We start from the raw sequence: 17,549 nt of genomic DNA, 5'->3' as shown, positions 1-17,549 counted from the left end.
TATCTTATTTAGTAATTTTAGAATTAAAAGAAGTGTAAATCCCTTAAAAAAGTTATTTTTACCCAAAAATTTTACCAAAACTAAAGTAAAATTTTAAATTCACATATAAACTGAAGAATGTTTTTTAACTCAATTAATTTTGCAGTATTTCTGCCTATAGTATTTGTTCTCTATTGGTTTGTTACAAATAAATCGCTTAAACTTCAAAACATTTTACTCTTATTTTCAAGTTACTTTTTTTATGCCTGCTGGGATTGGCGTTTTTTATTCTTACTTGTTTTTTCGACTTTATTAGATTATTACACAGGAATTAAAATGTATGAAGCAAAAAGTCAAAAAAGTAAGAAGTTTTGGTTTTGGTTGAGTGTAGCTGTAAATCTTGGATTTCTCGGTGTTTTTAAATATTATAATTTTTTTGCCAGTTCTTTTGCTAATGTAATTTCGGGCTTTGGATTTTCTATAAGTCCGTTGTTTTTAAAAGTGATTTTGCCTGTCGGAATTTCCTTTTATACTTTTCATGGACTGTCATATGTAATTGATATATACAAAGACCGAATTAAACCTGAGAGGAATTTTGTTGATTATTCTGTGTTTGTGAGTTTCTTTCCATTATTGGTGGCAGGACCAATCGAACGTGCCACACATCTTTTACCACAAATAAAAAAGGAAAGGAATTTTGACTACTCGAATGCAGTCGATGGATTGAAACAAATTTTATGGGGATTATTCAAAAAAGTAGTAATTGCTGATCAATGTGCAGAATATGCTAACATAATATTCAATAATTCGGGTGAGTACTCAGGAAGTACACTTCTTGTTGGAGCAATATTTTTTACTTTTCAAATTTATGGGGACTTTTCAGGTTATTCTGACATTGCAATAGGTACAGCTAGGCTTTTCGGAATTGATTTATTGAGGAATTTTGCATTTCCTTATTTCTCAAGGGATATAGCCGAATTTTGGAGGCGTTGGCATATATCTTTGTCAACCTGGTTTAGAGATTATCTATACATACCTTTAGGCGGAAGTAAAGGAGGAAACTGGATGAAAGTTAGGAATGTTTTTATAATATTTCTTGTAAGCGGTTTTTGGCATGGGGCAAATTGGACATTTATTGTATGGGGGTTTCTGAATGCTTTATTTATTTTGCCTTCCATAATTTTTAATACTAATAGAACTAATCTTGACATTGTCGCTCAGGGAAAATATTTTCCAACGCTCAAGGAATTAGTATCAATGTTTTTTACATTTAGTTTAACTGTTTTTGCATGGGTTTTTTTTAGAGCAGAAAATTTATCACATGCTTGGAATATAATCACGAAAATATTTTCAAAAAGCTTATTTGTACATCCTATGTATGATAAGGATGATTTTGTTAAGCCTCTAGTATTATTGATAATTATTTTTATATTAATAGAATGGTTGGGAAGGGAAGAACAATATGCGATTGAAAAATTAGGTAAAACATTCCCTAAAGTTATAAGATGGGTATTCTATTACGCTATTATATTTGCTGTGTTTTATTTTGCCGGCTCCGAGCAACAATTTATTTATTTCCAATTTTAATTATGAGAAAATTTACTAAGCGTGTCATTGTTTTTTTGGCACCAATTATTTTGTTAACCATATTTATGGAAATTTTGTCAAGAAGAATACCAAATGATTATTCATATAAAAATAAATATTTAGAACATAATTCAGACAAAATTGAAATTCTTTTTTTAGGTAGTTCACATACATATTATGGTATTGATCCACTGTACTTCAAAAAGAAAAGTTTTAATGCAGCACATGTTTCACAGTCATTAGATTATGATTTAGCTATTCTAACAAAATATAAAAACTGGAGTAATCTTAAATATATTGTAGTGCCGGTTGATTATTTTTCCCTTTATTCAACGCTTGATTCTGGAGCAGAAAGATGGCGAAAAAAAAAATATAAAATATATTATGATATAGATTTAAATACAAAGATGTTTTATAATTTCGAGATAATCGATGGAAAATTAAAGGATCATTTCTCTAGAATTAAGAGGTATTATAGTAAGGGAATAGATGATATAACTTGTAATAAATTAGGCTGGGGTACAAGACATAAGTCAACTGAAAGCAATGATTTAAATGAAACGGGAATGGAAGCGGCAAAAAGACATACTTTAGATATAGAAAATAATGTATGTTATAAAGAGAATATAGAAAGATTGAATAAGATTATTCAGTTTGCCGAATTGCGAAAGATTAAAGTAATTTTTATTACTTCACCTGCTTATAAAACATATGTAGATAATCTTGCACCAAAACAAATAAAAAACACTATTTATACTATGACCCAGTTGTCAAATAAAAATAAAAACACTTCTTATTATAATCTGCTTAATGATAAGTCATTTGTATATAAAGATTTTTATGATGGGGATCATTTAAATGAAATAGGAGCAAAAAAATTATCAGGAATTATTAATAATTTAATCAATAAAGAAGAATAATAAAAACAAGATTAGTGTTTTTCCCCTGAAGTATTATTGTCCTCAACTTTTGAACCTGATCCAATAAAAAGTTATAAAACCAAAAAAACCTCTTCGAAAGAAGAGGTTTTTGTACCCGGAGCCGGAGTCGAACCGGCACGGTTTCCCACAGGTGTTTGAGACCAGCGCGTCTACCAATTCCGCCATCCGGGCTTAGCAGACGAAAAAACAATCAAATAAATCAATTATTTTAACGCAATAGAATAAGTAATTATGATGTCATAACTGTGCTTATTCCTTTAACACGGTGCAAATGTAAAAAATTAAATTAAATGTTCTACTAAAAATACTTAAATTTTTCCTTTCAGTCTCCAATAAATTTTCTAAATTTGCACCTCGTTAAAACGACGCACACACAACTAACTACAAAACAACAAATTATAATGTCGCACCTAGAACCAGAAGCTAAAATTTTTGCTTGTTCAAAAAGTGTTTATCTTGCAGAGAAAATTGCCGAACAATACGGAATTCCACTAGGCAAAGTAACGATGTCAACGTATAGTGATGGAGAATTTCAGCCATCTTACGAAGAGTCAATCAGAGGATTACGCGTTTTTATCGTGTGCTCAACTTTTCCATCTGCTGATAATTTGATGGAATTATTACTAATGATTGATGCTGCAAAACGCGCATCAGCAAGACATATTACAGCTGTTATGCCTTATTTTGGTTGGGCAAGACAGGATAGAAAAGACAAACCAAGAGTTCCGATTGGAGCAAAGTTAGTGGCAAATTTGCTAACCGCTGCAGGAGCAACAAGAATAATGACAATGGATTTGCACGCAGATCAAATTCAGGGATTCTTTGAAAAGCCGGTAGATCATTTATTTGCATCAACCATCTTTTTGCCATATGTGCAGAGTTTAAATTTAGAAAATCTAACAATTGCATCTCCTGATATGGGAGGTTCAAAAAGAGCATATGCTTACTCTAAGTTTTTAGAATCAGATGTAGTAATCTGTTATAAACAAAGAAAAGCAGCCAACGTTATCGACACTATGGAGCTAATAGGTGAAGTAAAAGGTCGTAACGTAATATTAGTAGACGACATGATCGATACTGGTGGAACATTAGCAAAAGCGGCAGATTTAATGATCGAAAAAGGAGCATTAAGCGTTAGAGCAATTTGTACACACGCTATTTTATCAGGCGGCGCTTACGAAAAAATTGAAAATTCGAAATTAAGCGAATTAATAGTTACCGATTCTATCCCGTTAAAGAAAGAATCAAACAAAATTAGAGTAGTGAGTTGTGCACCTCTTTTTGCTGAAGTAATGCACATGGTGCACCACAACAATTCCATCAGTGGAAAATTTATAATGTAGAAGCAGTAAGCTTTAAGCCTTAGGCTATAAGCTTTATTACTTAGTGCAGAAAAAGCTTAAGGCATATTGCTTAAAGCTTATAGCAAATTAGAATATTTATTAATAACTATATTTTTTTACAATGAAATCGATTACAATTAAAGGATCAGAAAGAGAAAGCGTGGGCAAAGTGTCAACTAAAGCCTTACGTAATGCTGGAGCGGTTCCTTGCGTGTTATACGGAGGAAATCAAGCAGTACACTTCTCAGCAGACGCTGCAGCGTTCAAAAACTTGGTTTACACTCCAAACGCACACACAGTTGTGATTGAGCTTGGAAAAGGAAAATCATTCAATGCAATTTTACAAGATATTCAGGTTCACCCTGTATCTGACAAAATTTTACATATTGACTTCTTTCAATTATTTGATGACAAAGAAATCACTATGGAAGTTCCTGTAAAAGTTGTTGGTACATCAAAAGGTGTTCTTGCAGGTGGTGTTTTACGTTTAAACACTCGTAAATTAAAAGTAAAAGCTTTACCTAAAGATCTTCCTGATTTTGTTGAAGCTGACATTACTCCACTTGAAATGGGTAACAAATTATACGTTACTAAAGTTGGTAGCCCAGAATACAAAGTGATGCACCCTGAAAATACAGTTGTAGCTCAGGTAAGAATTTCTCGTGCTGCTATGAAAGCTGCTCAAGAAGCTGCAAAAGCTGCAAAAGCTCCTGCAAAAGGAAAGAAAAAATAATTTTTTTTCAAATCAATACAAAAGCATCAATCGAAAGATTGGTGCTTTTTTTGTTTTTAGAAGTTCTGAGTTGCTAAGATGTTGAGGTTCTAAGTCTTCTATCCGGTGTCAAGCTGAGCGATCCCGAGGCTTCGGGAGAAACCCTTTTCTGTTTTTGTGCTTTTTTTGTCTTTAATTTTTTTATTCCATAAGATTGGGATTTGGAATTTTAAAATTTGGAATTTAATTTTTAGAAGCAGAAACATTTGGATTCCAAGACCTAACGTTCCTGCCATCCGCTATATCTTTTCCTGGCTAAAGAAGCCAGAAAAAGGATACCACTTCTGTCAGGGCTAGCCAGAGATTTAGTTTTTATAAGATTCTAAGTTGCTAAGATACTGAGTTTCTAAGTTATGAAAGTCTACAGTATTGTCAGACTGAGCGGAGTCGAAGTCTCGCAAGAAACTCGACAATCTAAATTGAAATACTTTGCGGAACCTCGACTCCGCTCAGTCTGACAAAAAGGAAACATAAATTAATACTATAAAAAAATCTGCATAAATCGGTTAAATCCGTGTCATCCGCGTGCCATCTCCACGCACTTTGCGTAAAACCTTGCAAACTTCACGGTTAAACGGCAATACAATTCAAATTATCTAATTGACACATTTTCTAATTACCAAATTAACCCTATTTTTGCAGACATGATAAAATGGATAACAAAACTGTTTTCATCAACACAAAAAGAAGAGAACACAGACAATATGAAACCGGAGGTTCACGAACACCCAAAAAACAATATAAAAAGCGTGAGTAAAAAATATTTAATTGTAGGACTTGGTAACATCGGTGCCGAATACGTAAATACAAGACATAATATAGGATTTAAAGTCCTTGATTTTTTAGCGAAAAAAGAAGGACTTTCTTTTGAAACCGTAAAATTGGGAGCTTTGGCTGAATATAAATTTAAAGGAAGATCTTTTTTTCTGCTTAAACCAAACACTTACATGAATTTAAGCGGTAAAGCCGTAAAATATTGGATGGATAAAGAAAACATTCCGCTAGAAAATATTTTGGTGATTACAGACGATTTAAATTTATCTTTTGGAACCATCCGAATCAAGCCAAAAGGCAGTGATGGCGGTCATAACGGACTAAAAAACATTAATCTGATATTAAATACGCAAAACTACACCCGTTTTAGATTTGGTATTAGTGATCAGTTTAAAAAAGGACAACAAATCGATTATGTTTTAGGTGATTGGGATGAAGATGAAAAAGCAAAATTGCCGGAACGTTTGGAAGTTGCTTCAGAAATTATAAAATCTTTTGGAACTGCGGGTTTAGAAAATACCATGACCACTTTTAATGGAAAATAAAGATTTCCAACTATTTAGGTATTAAAAAGCTAAATAATCGATTAATTAAATTGAATTATAACGAAATAGTATTTTCTATTCCAAAGTTAAATGTTTAAATTTGGGATAAATTATTATAAACCATAAAATCAAATATCATGGCTTTTGAATTACCACAATTACCTTATGCATATGATGCATTAGAACCACATATTGATGCACGTACAATGGAAATTCACCATTCAAAACATCATAATGCATACACAACAAATCTTAACGCTGCAATCGCTGGTACAGATTTGGAAGGAAAAACAATCGAAAACATCTTAATCAACCTAGATAAATCAAACGCAGCAGTTCGTAACAATGGTGGAGGTTTTTACAACCACAATTTATTCTGGACTGTAATGACTCCAAATGGTGGTGGATTACCAACAGGTGATTTGTTAGCTGCTATTGAATCTTCTTTTGGAACTTTTGAAGAGTTTAAAGCGAAATTTGCTAAAGCTGGTGCAACACAATTTGGTTCAGGATGGGCTTGGTTATGTGTACAAAAAGGTGGAAAATTAGATGTTTGCGGAACTCCAAATCAGGACAATCCATTAATGCCGGAAGTTGGTTGCGGTGGAACTCCAATTTTAGGAATGGATGTTTGGGAGCATGCTTATTATTTAAATTATCAAAACAGAAGACCAGATTACATCGAAGCTTTTTTTAATGTAATTAACTGGACAGAAGTTGCAAGAAGATATGCTTTAGAGAAATAGTCTTTTTTCGAGATAATAGAATAAAGAATATAGAGAATAGACGGATGACTTAAGGTTATTCGTCTATTTTTTTTGTCTATACTTTTTTCTCTTTATTAAAAATAAAAAAGGTGGAATTTCTTCCACCCTTTTTGCCCCAAATCTACCATATACTTAACCTACTAATGTAATGGTATTATAAAAATAGAATAGTTAAATTTTAATACCAACTATTTTAGATGAAGTGCAAATATAATCGATGAAATGCGTATTTTCTTACTTTGGTCATTCGTTGAGTTTACTCCAATAAAAAAGGTGAAATTTCTTTCACCCTTTTTGCCCCAAATCTACCATATACTTAACCTACTAATGTTATGGTATAGTAAATATATAATAGCTATATCGATTTCACAAATATTCTAGACGAAGTGCAAATAAACCCGATGAAATACGTAATTTCTTACTTTGACAAAACTTATTGGAGTGTTTTTGAGTTTATTCCAATAAAAAAGGTGGAATTTCTTCCACCCTTTTTGCCCCAAATCTACCATAAACTTAACCTACTAATGTTATGGTATCCCAAAAGTATCTTAGATGTGCGATTTTGCCAAACATATGGGATGAACGGCAAAAAAAACCGATAAAGTGCACAATTTAACCTTTTGTTAGTATTTTTTTAATACGCTCGTGCGTCTTTACCTTCATAAAAATTCATGAATGCTCTGTTTACAACACGGTTTCCACCAGGAGTTGGATAGTCTCCTGTGAAATACCAGTCTCCAAGATTTTTAGGACAGGCAATATGCAGATCTTCCACCTTTTGGAATATAATTTTTACTTCAGCATTAATTTCCGGAGAACTTAACATTTCTGCAATTTTATCTGAAATTTCTTCCGGAGTAAATTGGTCATAAATAGCTGTTACGTAATTTACAACATCTGTATCAAGATAATTTTCCTGAGCTTTACATTTTGCATAAACTTCATCAACTATATGGTATAGATTTCTTTCTTTCAGTAAAGCAAGAGCAGCTCTAAAGGCAACAAGACCTTCTAGTTTCGCCATGTCAATTCCGTAGCAATCAGGGTAACGAATTTGTGGTGCCGATGAAACGATTACAATACGTTTTGGTTTTAAACGATCCATCATTTTAATGATACTCATTTTTAATGTTGTACCACGTACGATACTATCATCAATAATAACCAAATTATCTGTTGGTTTGATAACGCCGTATGTTACATCATAAACGTGTGCTACCAAATCATCACGGCTGCTGTCTTCTGTAATGAAAGTTCTTAGTTTAGCATCTTTAATAGCAACTTTTTCAGTACGAATTTTTACAGCCAATAATTCTTGCAATGTTTCAGCTGTAAGCGTATTTCTGTTTTCCAGAATATAATTATTTTTTCTCTGATTTAAGAAATCCTGAGCTGCTTCAACCAAACCATAAAATGAAGTTTCGGCAGTATTTGGAATATAAGAGAAAACAGTATTGTCTGTATCACTGTCAATTGACTTAAGAACTGCTGGTAAAATTAGCTTTCCTAAGTTTTTACGTTCCTGGTAAATTTCAGCATCACTTCCTCTGGAGAAATAGATTCTTTCGAAAGAACATGCTTTTTTTACGGTTGGTTCCAGAATTTGTTCCATCGAAACTTTTCCGCTTTTCTTGATAATCAAAGCATTTCCCGGCTCAATTTCCTGAACGCTTTCAAAAGGAACATTAAATACAGTTTGAATTACAGGTCGCTCAGAAGCAACAACCACCACTTCATCATCCTGATAAAAATAAGCAGGACGAATTCCGGCTGGATCTCTAAAAACAAAAGCATCACCATGACCTAATAATCCGGCCATTGCGTAACCTCCGTCTAAATTTTTTGCAGAGCGTGCTAATATTTTTGCAATATCCAATCGGTCTGCGATTACCGGAGAAGCTTCTCTTTTAGAATAACCTTCTCCTTTACAGTCTTGGTATAATTGCATTACTTCTTTATCTAAGAAATGTCCAATCTTTTCCATTACTGTCACAGTATCGGCCATTTCTTTTGGATGTTGACCAAGTTCCACTAAGTTTTCGAAAAGTTCTTTAACATTCGTCATATTAAAGTTCCCTGCCAAAATCAAATTACGGTGCATCCAGTTACTTTGACGCAAAAATGGATGAACACTTTCGATGCTGTTTTTTCCGAAGGTTCCGTAACGAACATGACCTAAAAACAATTCTCCTATATAAGGAATGTTTGCTTTTTGAGCGGCAACATCATCTGCATATTCCGGATGAGCACCTAACTCTTCATTGATACGATCGTTGATTTGGGCAAAAACATCCTGAATTGGCTGTGCATGATTCGAACGAACTCTGCTGATGTATCGTTGTCCCGGATCAACATCTAGTTTGATGCTTGCAAAACCGGCACCATCTTGTCCGCGGTTGTGCTGCTTTTCCATCATCAGATACATTTTTTGTATTCCGTAAAAAGCAGTCCCGTATTTTTCTTTGTAATATTCAAGCGGTTTCAGAAGTCTAACTAAGGCTATACCACATTCGTGTTTTAACGCGTCGCTCATTGTGTTTTGTATTTGTGTTGTTGTAAGTTGTGTGTATTAACGTAATAAAAAAGCCCCGTGTTATCGAGGCTTTCGGGCATTATATTTCTATGTCAAACTGCGTTAACGATTTAAATTGCTGTAATCGAATCGCTACTTCAGCTTTGCTTAATGTTTCCATCCTTTCGGTTCCAAATTTCTCCACACAAAATGAAGCTAAATTCGAAGCGTAAATTATTGCATTTTTCATGTTGCCAAACGAAATGTTTTCGCTTTGTGCAATAAATCCAGAAAAACCACCCGCAAAAGTATCTCCGGCTCCTGTTGGATCAAAAACATCTTCTAATGGTAATGCCGGTGCAAAAAACACTTCTCTATTATGGAATAAAAGTGCGCCGTGCTCTCCTTTTTTGATCACCACATATTTTGGTCCCAATTCCTGGATCTTAGCCGCAGCTTTTACTAATGAATATTCTCCTGAAAGTTGTCTTGCTTCTTCATCATTGATTGTAATAACATCTACACGTTTAATTACTTCTAATAATTCCGGTAAAGCACAATCCATCCAAAAATTCATAGTATCTAAAACTACCAATTTTGGTTTTTTCTCCATTTGATCCAAAACACTGCTTTGTACTAAAGGATGTAAGTTTCCTAACATCACAACATCGGCATCTTTATAATTTTGAGGAACTTTTGGTTGAAAGTCAGCCAAAACGTTTAATTCTGTAACAAGAGTATCTCTTGAGTTTAGATCGTTGTGATACAAACCGCTCCAGAAAAAGGTTTTTCCGCCTTTTACAATTTCGATACCAGAGATATCAATATTTTTTGAAGTTAAAAGATCTAAATGTTCTTGTGGAAAATCGTCGCCAACTACAGAAACAATGGCCGATTGCAAGTTAAAAAATGATGCGGATAAACCAATGTACGTTGCAGCACCACCTAAAATTTTATCTGTTTTTCCGAAAGGAGTTTCAATCGCGTCGAAAGCAACCGTTCCAACAATCAATAATTTATTCATTTTATGAATTTCGAATTAGGGTGCAAAGATACTTCATAAGTTACAATATTGCAACGGTTTAGGTTCGCAAAATTTTCATAAAAAAACAATATCGTTTGCGGGGCTAAAACTATTGTAAATGAATAGATTAAATTAGATTTTTTGGAGTGCTTAAAATAAGGTTTTAGGATTTAAATTGCAATACTTAATTGAAAAATCTTCAATATTTATTTCAGTTTTCTAAAAGAAGAAATTTTTCTTTTCCCACTTAAAACGCCAAGAATGGTAACATGATTATTTTTGATTTTAAATATAATAAGCCATGTTTTGTAGGAAGCTTCTCTGTAGATTTTATTTTTTGTCGGTAAGTTTTCACATTGAGCATAAATTAGTGGATCATGAACTATTTTGTTCATAATCTTATTTATTCCATTACCAATTTTAATTGAATTTAGGGGTTGATGTTTTACGAAGGCAATATAATCAACAATCTCTTCTAAATTTTGGAAATACCTCTCCGATATATCTAACGTATATTGTTTTGGATTTTGAGTTTTTTCTCTTCCCATCTTTCATTAAACTTTTCTAAAGACATTGTTGAAGTATTTTCAGCAGTTTTTATCCATTCTGCAAAATCTTCTTTAGATAAATTGTTTTCAATTTGATCGGTTTCATTCTCAAAATCAATAGATACTTTCAGGACTTTTCCAATGTAATTTTTTGGAATCTCAAAAGAAAGATTCACAATTTTATCTTTAGGAGTAATGGTTTTCTGTATCATTTTCTTTTAAATTAATGAACAATACAAAATTACGATAAATAAAATTCACAATTATTGATTTTAAAAGTTTTTAGTCAGATTTAACAACTTTACAACTCGTACTTCTTATCAAAATAATTCTTCAAAACACCAACCTGAATTAAAATCATAAAAGGCACAATCAGGACAGCATATAAAATATTTTTTGAGAGATGGATTCCTGAAAACACAGCAGAGAATCTTTCTGTATAAGATTTATCAATCACCAAATTAGATTGAGTTCCTGAAAAAAGTGATGCGTAAACAATTAAGGAAATTAAACCAAAACCAATTAAAATCCAGATTGTTTTAGAAATTAAAGGTTTGTAGCTTTTAGCTTTACTTTTTTCTGCTACCAGAACCTGAGCCATTATTTTTGAAGTAAAGTCCATAGATGGTGACTCCAAAGTATTTTCGGTCATCATTTTATCAATAAGATTTTCTATATTTTTATCGCTCTCTTTCATAATAATCTAATAGTTCTGGTTCTAATTGCTTTTTCAAAATTACGGCTAATTTCTGTCGGCTTCTAAATAATTTTACTTTGACATTATTAGCATTGATATTCATGATTTTTCCGATTTCTTCTAAACTCTGATCTTCAAAATAAAATAAAGTTAGCAGGAAATTCTCTTCCCTTGGCAGCAAATTCAAACAATTTTGAATCGTTTGCTTTCGTTCTTTATCTTCTAAAGCACTCAAAGCATTATCCATTGTTTTAATTAAATGTGCCGAAAATTCATCTATCGAAATATTATTATCTTCTTTTTTGTTTTTCTTCAAACGATCTAAACACGTATTATAAGCTACTCTGTAAATCCAGGTCGAAAACTTAGAATCACCTTTAAACTTCGCTAAAGAATTATAAGCTTTGATAAAAGTATCCTGAGCAACTTCTTCGGCTTCTTCTCTGTTTTTAATCATTTTGAGTGCCAAAGTAAAAATCATGTTTTTATAACGATCCACCAGCACGGCAAACGCATTTGTTTCGCCCTGCAGAATTTTATCGATATAATACTGATCTTCTAAAGTACTCATATTATATAGGACGACGGTTATTGTAATTAGGTTACAATCATTTGAAAATAAATTTCAATTTAGAACAAATTATTAACGGTACAAATTCATGGTTAAAATTATAAATAGAAATATTTTAGACAAAGTTCAATTATATAATAGTATTATAAGATTAAGTAGTTCGAATCTTAGAAACCATAAAGGCAATCAAAACCCCAAAAATCCCTATAAAAGCAAAGGAAAATTGCAGTCCGAAATTTTGAGCAATATGACCAATTATTGGAGGTCCCATAAGGAAACCAAGAAAACTTACACTTGAAACAATCGTTAAAGCTTCTCCCGGTGGAACTGTTGGGTTTTTTCCTGCCATACTATAAACAGTAGGCACAATTGTGGCAACTCCTAAACCAACTGCCATAAAAGCAATTGTACACGGAATAATATAAGGGAGAAAAACGGCTGTGAAAAGTCCGGCAGAAATCATGACACCGCTAATTTGCATGACGCGTTCGCGGCCAAATTTATTGATTAATCCGTCTCCTAAAAATCTTCCTCCTGCCATAGTAATCATAAATGAGGTATACCCTAAAACTACCAAAGGTCCTGGTGCCTGTACAATATCTTTAAAATAAACACCGCTCCAGTCGAACATTACGCCTTCACTGGCCATACTGCAAAAACCTATTACACCAAGCCAAAGCAAGGCGCTATCCGGCTTTGTAAATCGTTTTTTAGAGTCTGTTTTATTTTTGATTTTTTCTTTGGCTCTGACCAAAAATTTAAAATTAAAAGCGACCATAAGTAATACCACAACACCCACAATCATAAAATGATGTAATGGTGTAAGATTTAGAGCCAACATTCCTAAACCAACCAAAGCGCCTGTGAATCCGGCGAAACTCCACATGCCATGAAATGCCGACATGATTGTTTTTTTGAAAAGTACTTCGGTATAAACACCTTGTGTATTTACAGCGATATTGGCTAAGTTTCCAAAGATTCCGAATAGAAATAAACCTAATGATAATTGCAATGCAGTTGTTGCCAATCCTAAATTAACCAGACATAAAACGTACATAATTAAGGAGAAAACCAAAATGCGATGACTGCCGAATTTAGTGACCATTTTCCCTGAAAAAGGCATGATAATTAACTGCCCCACCGGAAGCGCAAAAAGTATAGATCCCAAATCACCCTCGGTTAAATGCAAGGCGGTTTTGATATCCGGAATTCGGCTTGCCCAGGTTGCAAAACTCAATCCCATTCCAAAATAAAACATTCCGACAGCAAATCGAATTCGTTTTAAATAAGAGGCTTTTGCTTCTCTAAATACTTTCTTGATTTTCCCTTTGGTCTGGAAAAGTGATAACGGATTAAAATCTATCAAAGCTTACGGTTTTTGGGTTTGGCACTATAAAAATAATAAAAACCTTCTTTATAGACTATTTATCTCCCGTTGTTCGTCTATTTATAACGTTATTGTTTATAAATTGTGAGCTTTTTGCCCACGGATTTTACAGATTAAACGGATTGTCGCTGATTTTTAATCTTTTCAATCCGATTAATCTGTGGCAAAAAACTAGTCATATAATGACAATATTATTTGTAGAGGTATACAGCAGTGCGTCATTTTTTTTATTGATAATAAAATTTTCAAAAGAAAAATCAGCGACAATCCGTTTAATCGGCCAAATCCGTGGGCAAATTAATCACTTTTCGCTCTGCATTACTTGCAATTGCAGCTTCGATGATCTGCATTACTTTTACACCGTCTTGTGCGGTAACGGGTTCTGCTTTATTGTTTGCAATTGAATCGTAAACACCATCAAAAAACGAAAAATAATTCCCCTGAAGTGTTGGTATTCTGTCGCGAACTAATTCTCCGTTAATTTCTGTATGCAAAAGCCCCTGAAAGATTTCCGGTTCTGTCCCCCAGTCTTTTAAATTAGGTTTTTTGCCCAGTTTCAATTCATCTTCCTGAACATCGCCGCGAGGTTTTAAGAACGAGCCTTTTTTACCATGAATTGTATAGGCAGGATTGGCTTCTCTAACAAAAAAACTGGCTTTTAAACGGACTCTGAAATCTTCATAGATTAACAATAAATCGATCCAGTCATCGACCAAAGAATTTTCTCTGGTGAAACGAATATCTCCAAAAACTGACTTTGGAGAACCAAACAAACAAACCGCCTGATCGATTAAATGCGGCCCTAAATCTTTGAGTATTCCTGCTCCGTCATTTACGGTTTCTTTGTGTGCTTTGGCACTTAATAAAGGATTGTATCTGTCAAAATGAAATTCGGCTTCGACTAAATCACCCAAAACGCCATCATTAATTACTTTCTGAATAGTTTTAAAATCGCTGTCCCATCTTCTGTTTTGGAAAACGGCCAATTTTAATCCTTTTTCTTTGGCAATTTTGGCTAGCTCTTCGGCTTCTGCTACGGTTGTTGTAAAGGCTTTTTCGACAACGGCATGTTTTCCGGCCAAAAGCACTTTTTTAGCATATTCATAATGTGTTCCTACGGGTGTGTTTACGATAACCAAATCGACATCATCTGCCAATAAATCATCGATTGTTGGGTAACTTTTTACGGCTGGATAATCTTCCTGAATGAGTTTTTTACTTCTTTCCCAAGAACCTAATAATTCAAAACCTTCATGAATATCTAAAAACGGAGCGTGAAAAACTTTCCCCGACATTCCGTATGATAATAGTGCTGTTTTTATTTTTTGCATGATATAATTTTTATCAAAATAAGTTTAATTTTTTCTACCATTAAGATATTAAGTTTCATTAAGCTTTGAACTTAATTTTCTTAATCTCTTAATGGTTCAAATTAAAAACATTTATGTTTAGTTAAACTTTAGCGCGTGCGTATTGTTTTGGCCAAAGGATATCTTCGTTTAGCTCTTTGGCGAAATGCAAAGGCAAATTCGGATCTCTTAGCGATTCTCTGGCAAATAGAACTAAATCGGCCTGATTGTTCTGTAAAATTTCTTCGGCTTGATTTGCTTCTGTAATTAAACCAACTGCTCCGGTTAAAATAGCAGCTTCGTTTTTAATTTTTTCTGCAAATTCAACCTGATAACCTGGCTTTAATGGAATTTGCTGATGTGAAACCAATCCTCCAGACGAAACATCAATTAAATCAACTCCTTTTTCTTTTAATATTTTCGAAAGTTTTACAGATTCTTCCGGATTCCATCCGCCTTCTGCCCAATCTGTGGCTGAAATTCGAATAAACAAAGGCAAATCTGATGGCCATTCTGATTGAACTGCTTCCAGAATTTCTAAAGTAAAACGGATTCGGTTTTCGAAACTTCCGCCATATTCATCTGTTCTTGTATTGGTTAATGGCGATAAAAACTGGTGCAATAAATAGCCGTGTGCTCCATGAATTTCCATAACCTGATATCCGGCTTCGACTGCTCTTTTGGTTGCTGCTTTAAAATCTGACGCTACTTTTTGAATACCAACTTTATCTAAAGCTTCCGGCTGAAAAGGTTCTTCTTCATGATACGCGATCGCACTTGGTGCAACAGTTTGCCATCCGCCATGAACGAAGTCTAACTTTTTATTGCCCATCCACGGAGCCGAAACACTTGCTTTTCGACCTGCATGTGCCAATTGTATTCCGGGAATTGCATTTTGAGAAACAATAAATTCGTTGATTGTTTTTAGTTTCTCAATGTGTTCGTCTTTCCAGATTCCTAAGTCTGAAGGAGAAATTCTGGCTTCGGGAGAAACCGCTGTAGCTTCCTGAATAATCAAGCCAACTCCACCGCTGGCACGGCTTCCTAAATGAACCAAATGCCAATCGTTTGCAAATCCGTCAACTGAGGAATATTGACACATAGGAGAAATAACGATCCTGTTTTTTATAGTAATTTTTTTTATAGTAAGTGGAGAAAACAATTTTGAAGCCATAGTTGTAACTTTTAATGAATTTGGGCTACCTATTAGGTACGATAGTGTTTAAAAAAGTAAAGTTAAAGCTTCTTCGTAAAACAAGAAATCTAAATGTTTATTAATTAACAAACATTTAAAACCTTATGTATTATCTTGCACTATCAAATTAAAATAGAAACGTTACTTTTGTGCGTTAAATTACGAACTAAAAATACAAAATGGATATAGTTATCAAACTCTCTCAATTTCTATTGAGTTTATCTTTACTTATTATTCTTCACGAATTAGGACATTTTATTCCTGCAAAATTATTTAAAACAAGAGTTGAAAAATTTTACTTATTTTTTGATGTTAAATATTCGCTTCTAAAAAAGAAAATTGGCGAAACTGAATACGGAATTGGATGGCTGCCGCTTGGAGGTTATGTGAAAATTTCGGGAATGATCGACGAAAGTATGGACAAGGAACAAATGGCTTTGCCGCCTCAACCGTGGGAATTTCGTTCTAAACCGGCATGGCAGCGTTTGATTATTATGTTGGGAGGAGTTACGGTAAACTTTATCCTGGCTTTTATTATTTATATCGGAATGGCATTTGCTTACGGCGATACGTATGTAGCTAATTCTGATTTAAAAGATGGTGTTTATATTGAAAATCCTGCTATGATTAAAGCTGGTTTTAGAACCGGTGATAAAATTATTTCTATTGATGGAAAAAAGGTAGAGAATTTTGACAACGATATGAATATGAATGTAATCATGTCGAAACACGTTTTAATTGAAAGAAACGGACAACAACAAACGATCAATATTCCGAATGATTTTGTAGATCAATTGTCTAAACATGAAAAAGGATTGCTTGTAGGTATCAGAATGCCGTTTGTTGTAGGTAAAGTTGCTGAAGAATCTAAAAATACGGCTTTGAAACCAAAAGATCTAATTGTGAGTCTGAATGGGCAAAAAGTAAAATATTTTGATGAGGCAAAGGTTATTTTAGAGGCTAACAAAGGCAAATCTATTCCTGCGGTTGTATTACGCGACCTAAAAGAAACTCCAATCACTGTAAACGTTTCTAAAGACGCAAAATTAGGTGTTGTTGTTGGAGGTTTGGATATTAAATCTCTGGAGAAATTAGGCTACTATAAAATAAGTACAAAAGAATACAGCTTTTTCGAATCTATTCCGGTTGGACTTACAAAAGGTAAAGACCAATTAGTAGGTTACGGAAAACAATTGAAAATGATTTTTAATCCTGAAACAAAAGCATACAAACAAGTAGGTGGTTTTGCGGCGATTTTTAACATTTTCCCGACTTCATGGAGCTGGGAAACGTTCTGGTCGATCACGGCTTTATTGTCGATTATGCTTGGAGTTATGAATTTATTGCCAATTCCGGCGCTTGATGGTGGTCATGTGATGTTTTTATTATACGAAATAATTAGTGGCCGTAAACCAAGTGATAAATTCCTTGAAAACGCCCAAATGGTTGGTTTCGTATTACTTATCACACTGCTTTTGTTTGCTAACGGAAACGATATTTACAAGGCAATTGTAGGCAAGTAAAAATATTTGATAAAAAGTGTGAAAATATTTTTGGG

Annotated in this window: 16 protein-coding genes and 1 tRNA gene; 7 read left to right on the top strand and 10 right to left on the bottom strand. The window is 33.6% G+C overall.

Translation table 11 applies throughout. The features are described from left to right. Window positions 1-117: 117 nt before the first annotated feature. Window positions 118-1,566 carry an MBOAT family O-acyltransferase gene (locus tag AC4FQ3_RS16365; protein ID WP_491182539.1) on the top strand — a complete coding sequence of 483 codons (1,449 nt, stop codon included), beginning with the start codon at window positions 118-120 and terminating at the stop codon, window positions 1,564-1,566. A 2-nt stretch (window positions 1,567-1,568) separates the two neighbouring features. Next, window positions 1,569-2,486: a hypothetical protein gene (locus AC4FQ3_RS16360; RefSeq protein WP_491182538.1), complete on the top strand. Its 918-nt coding sequence runs from the start codon at window positions 1,569-1,571 to the stop codon at window positions 2,484-2,486. A 112-nt stretch (window positions 2,487-2,598) separates the two neighbouring features. Here AC4FQ3_RS16360 and AC4FQ3_RS16355 read toward each other — a convergent pair. Continuing rightward, window positions 2,599-2,678, bottom strand: a tRNA-Leu gene (locus AC4FQ3_RS16355). Between the two features lie 230 nt (window positions 2,679-2,908). Here AC4FQ3_RS16355 and AC4FQ3_RS16350 point away from each other — a divergent pair. The 4 genes from AC4FQ3_RS16350 (at window position 2,909) to AC4FQ3_RS16335 (ending at window position 6,687) form a co-directional block, all read left to right on the top strand. Beyond that, complete coding sequence (locus AC4FQ3_RS16350; RefSeq protein ID WP_042564801.1) at window positions 2,909-3,850, top strand: ribose-phosphate pyrophosphokinase; 942 nt, start codon at window positions 2,909-2,911, stop codon at window positions 3,848-3,850. A 121-nt stretch (window positions 3,851-3,971) separates the two neighbouring features. After that, on the top strand, window positions 3,972-4,583 hold the full coding sequence (locus AC4FQ3_RS16345) for a 50S ribosomal protein L25/general stress protein Ctc (protein ID WP_042564800.1): 612 nt from the start codon (window positions 3,972-3,974) through the stop codon (window positions 4,581-4,583). Between the two features lie 683 nt (window positions 4,584-5,266). Next, the gene (gene pth, locus AC4FQ3_RS16340; protein WP_491182537.1) at window positions 5,267-5,941 is read left to right on the top strand and encodes an aminoacyl-tRNA hydrolase; all 675 of its coding nucleotides are present in this window, start codon (window positions 5,267-5,269) and stop codon (window positions 5,939-5,941) included. Between the two features lie 137 nt (window positions 5,942-6,078). After that, on the top strand, window positions 6,079-6,687 hold the full coding sequence (locus AC4FQ3_RS16335) for a superoxide dismutase (RefSeq protein WP_042564798.1): 609 nt from the start codon (window positions 6,079-6,081) through the stop codon (window positions 6,685-6,687). A gap of 655 nt (window positions 6,688-7,342) precedes the next feature. Here the strand turns inward: AC4FQ3_RS16335 and AC4FQ3_RS16330 are convergent. The 9 genes from AC4FQ3_RS16330 to AC4FQ3_RS16290 form a co-directional block, all read right to left on the bottom strand. Beyond that, entirely contained in the window at window positions 7,343-9,241 is a 1,899-nt protein-coding gene (locus AC4FQ3_RS16330; protein WP_491182536.1) for an amidophosphoribosyltransferase, read from the bottom strand. Between the two features lie 79 nt (window positions 9,242-9,320). Further along, entirely contained in the window at window positions 9,321-10,244 is a 924-nt protein-coding gene (locus AC4FQ3_RS16325) for a PfkB family carbohydrate kinase (RefSeq protein ID WP_491182535.1), read from the bottom strand. 206 nt (window positions 10,245-10,450) lie between these two features. After that, window positions 10,451-10,792, bottom strand: a complete 342-nt coding sequence (locus tag AC4FQ3_RS16320) for a type II toxin-antitoxin system RelE/ParE family toxin (RefSeq protein ID WP_491182534.1) — start codon at window positions 10,790-10,792, stop codon at window positions 10,451-10,453. Beyond that, entirely contained in the window at window positions 10,750-11,004 is a 255-nt protein-coding gene (locus AC4FQ3_RS16315; protein WP_073394530.1) for a hypothetical protein, read from the bottom strand. The genes AC4FQ3_RS16320 and AC4FQ3_RS16315 overlap by 43 nt, the downstream gene beginning before the upstream one ends. A gap of 89 nt (window positions 11,005-11,093) precedes the next feature. Continuing rightward, window positions 11,094-11,489, bottom strand: a complete 396-nt coding sequence (locus AC4FQ3_RS16310) for a hypothetical protein (RefSeq protein WP_491182533.1) — start codon at window positions 11,487-11,489, stop codon at window positions 11,094-11,096. Further along, the gene (locus AC4FQ3_RS16305; protein ID WP_463459243.1) at window positions 11,473-12,060 is read right to left on the bottom strand and encodes an RNA polymerase sigma factor; all 588 of its coding nucleotides are present in this window, start codon (window positions 12,058-12,060) and stop codon (window positions 11,473-11,475) included. Before AC4FQ3_RS16305 ends, AC4FQ3_RS16310 begins: the two co-directional genes overlap by 17 nt. Window positions 12,061-12,211: 151 nt before the next feature. Further along, window positions 12,212-13,426 (bottom strand): MFS transporter, encoded by a 1,215-nt coding sequence (locus AC4FQ3_RS16300; protein WP_491182532.1) that lies wholly within the window; start codon window positions 13,424-13,426, stop codon window positions 12,212-12,214. Between the two features lie 293 nt (window positions 13,427-13,719). Then, window positions 13,720-14,778: a Gfo/Idh/MocA family oxidoreductase gene (locus AC4FQ3_RS16295; protein ID WP_491182531.1), complete on the bottom strand. Its 1,059-nt coding sequence runs from the start codon at window positions 14,776-14,778 to the stop codon at window positions 13,720-13,722. Between the two features lie 121 nt (window positions 14,779-14,899). Next, window positions 14,900-15,970, bottom strand: coding sequence for an NADH:flavin oxidoreductase/NADH oxidase (locus tag AC4FQ3_RS16290; RefSeq protein WP_491182530.1), 1,071 nt, complete (start codon window positions 15,968-15,970; stop codon window positions 14,900-14,902). Window positions 15,971-16,170: 200 nt separating this feature from the next. On the opposite strand from AC4FQ3_RS16290, the gene rseP reads away from it, so the two are divergent. Continuing rightward, complete coding sequence (rseP, locus tag AC4FQ3_RS16285) at window positions 16,171-17,514, top strand: RIP metalloprotease RseP (protein WP_073394535.1); 1,344 nt, start codon at window positions 16,171-16,173, stop codon at window positions 17,512-17,514. The last annotated feature ends 35 nt before the right edge of the window (window positions 17,515-17,549 follow it).

The organism is Flavobacterium sp. AK-345 (assembly GCF_058310175.1).
Note: the sequence above shows the minus strand (reverse complement) of the source record. Positions and strands in the feature narration are given on the sequence as shown.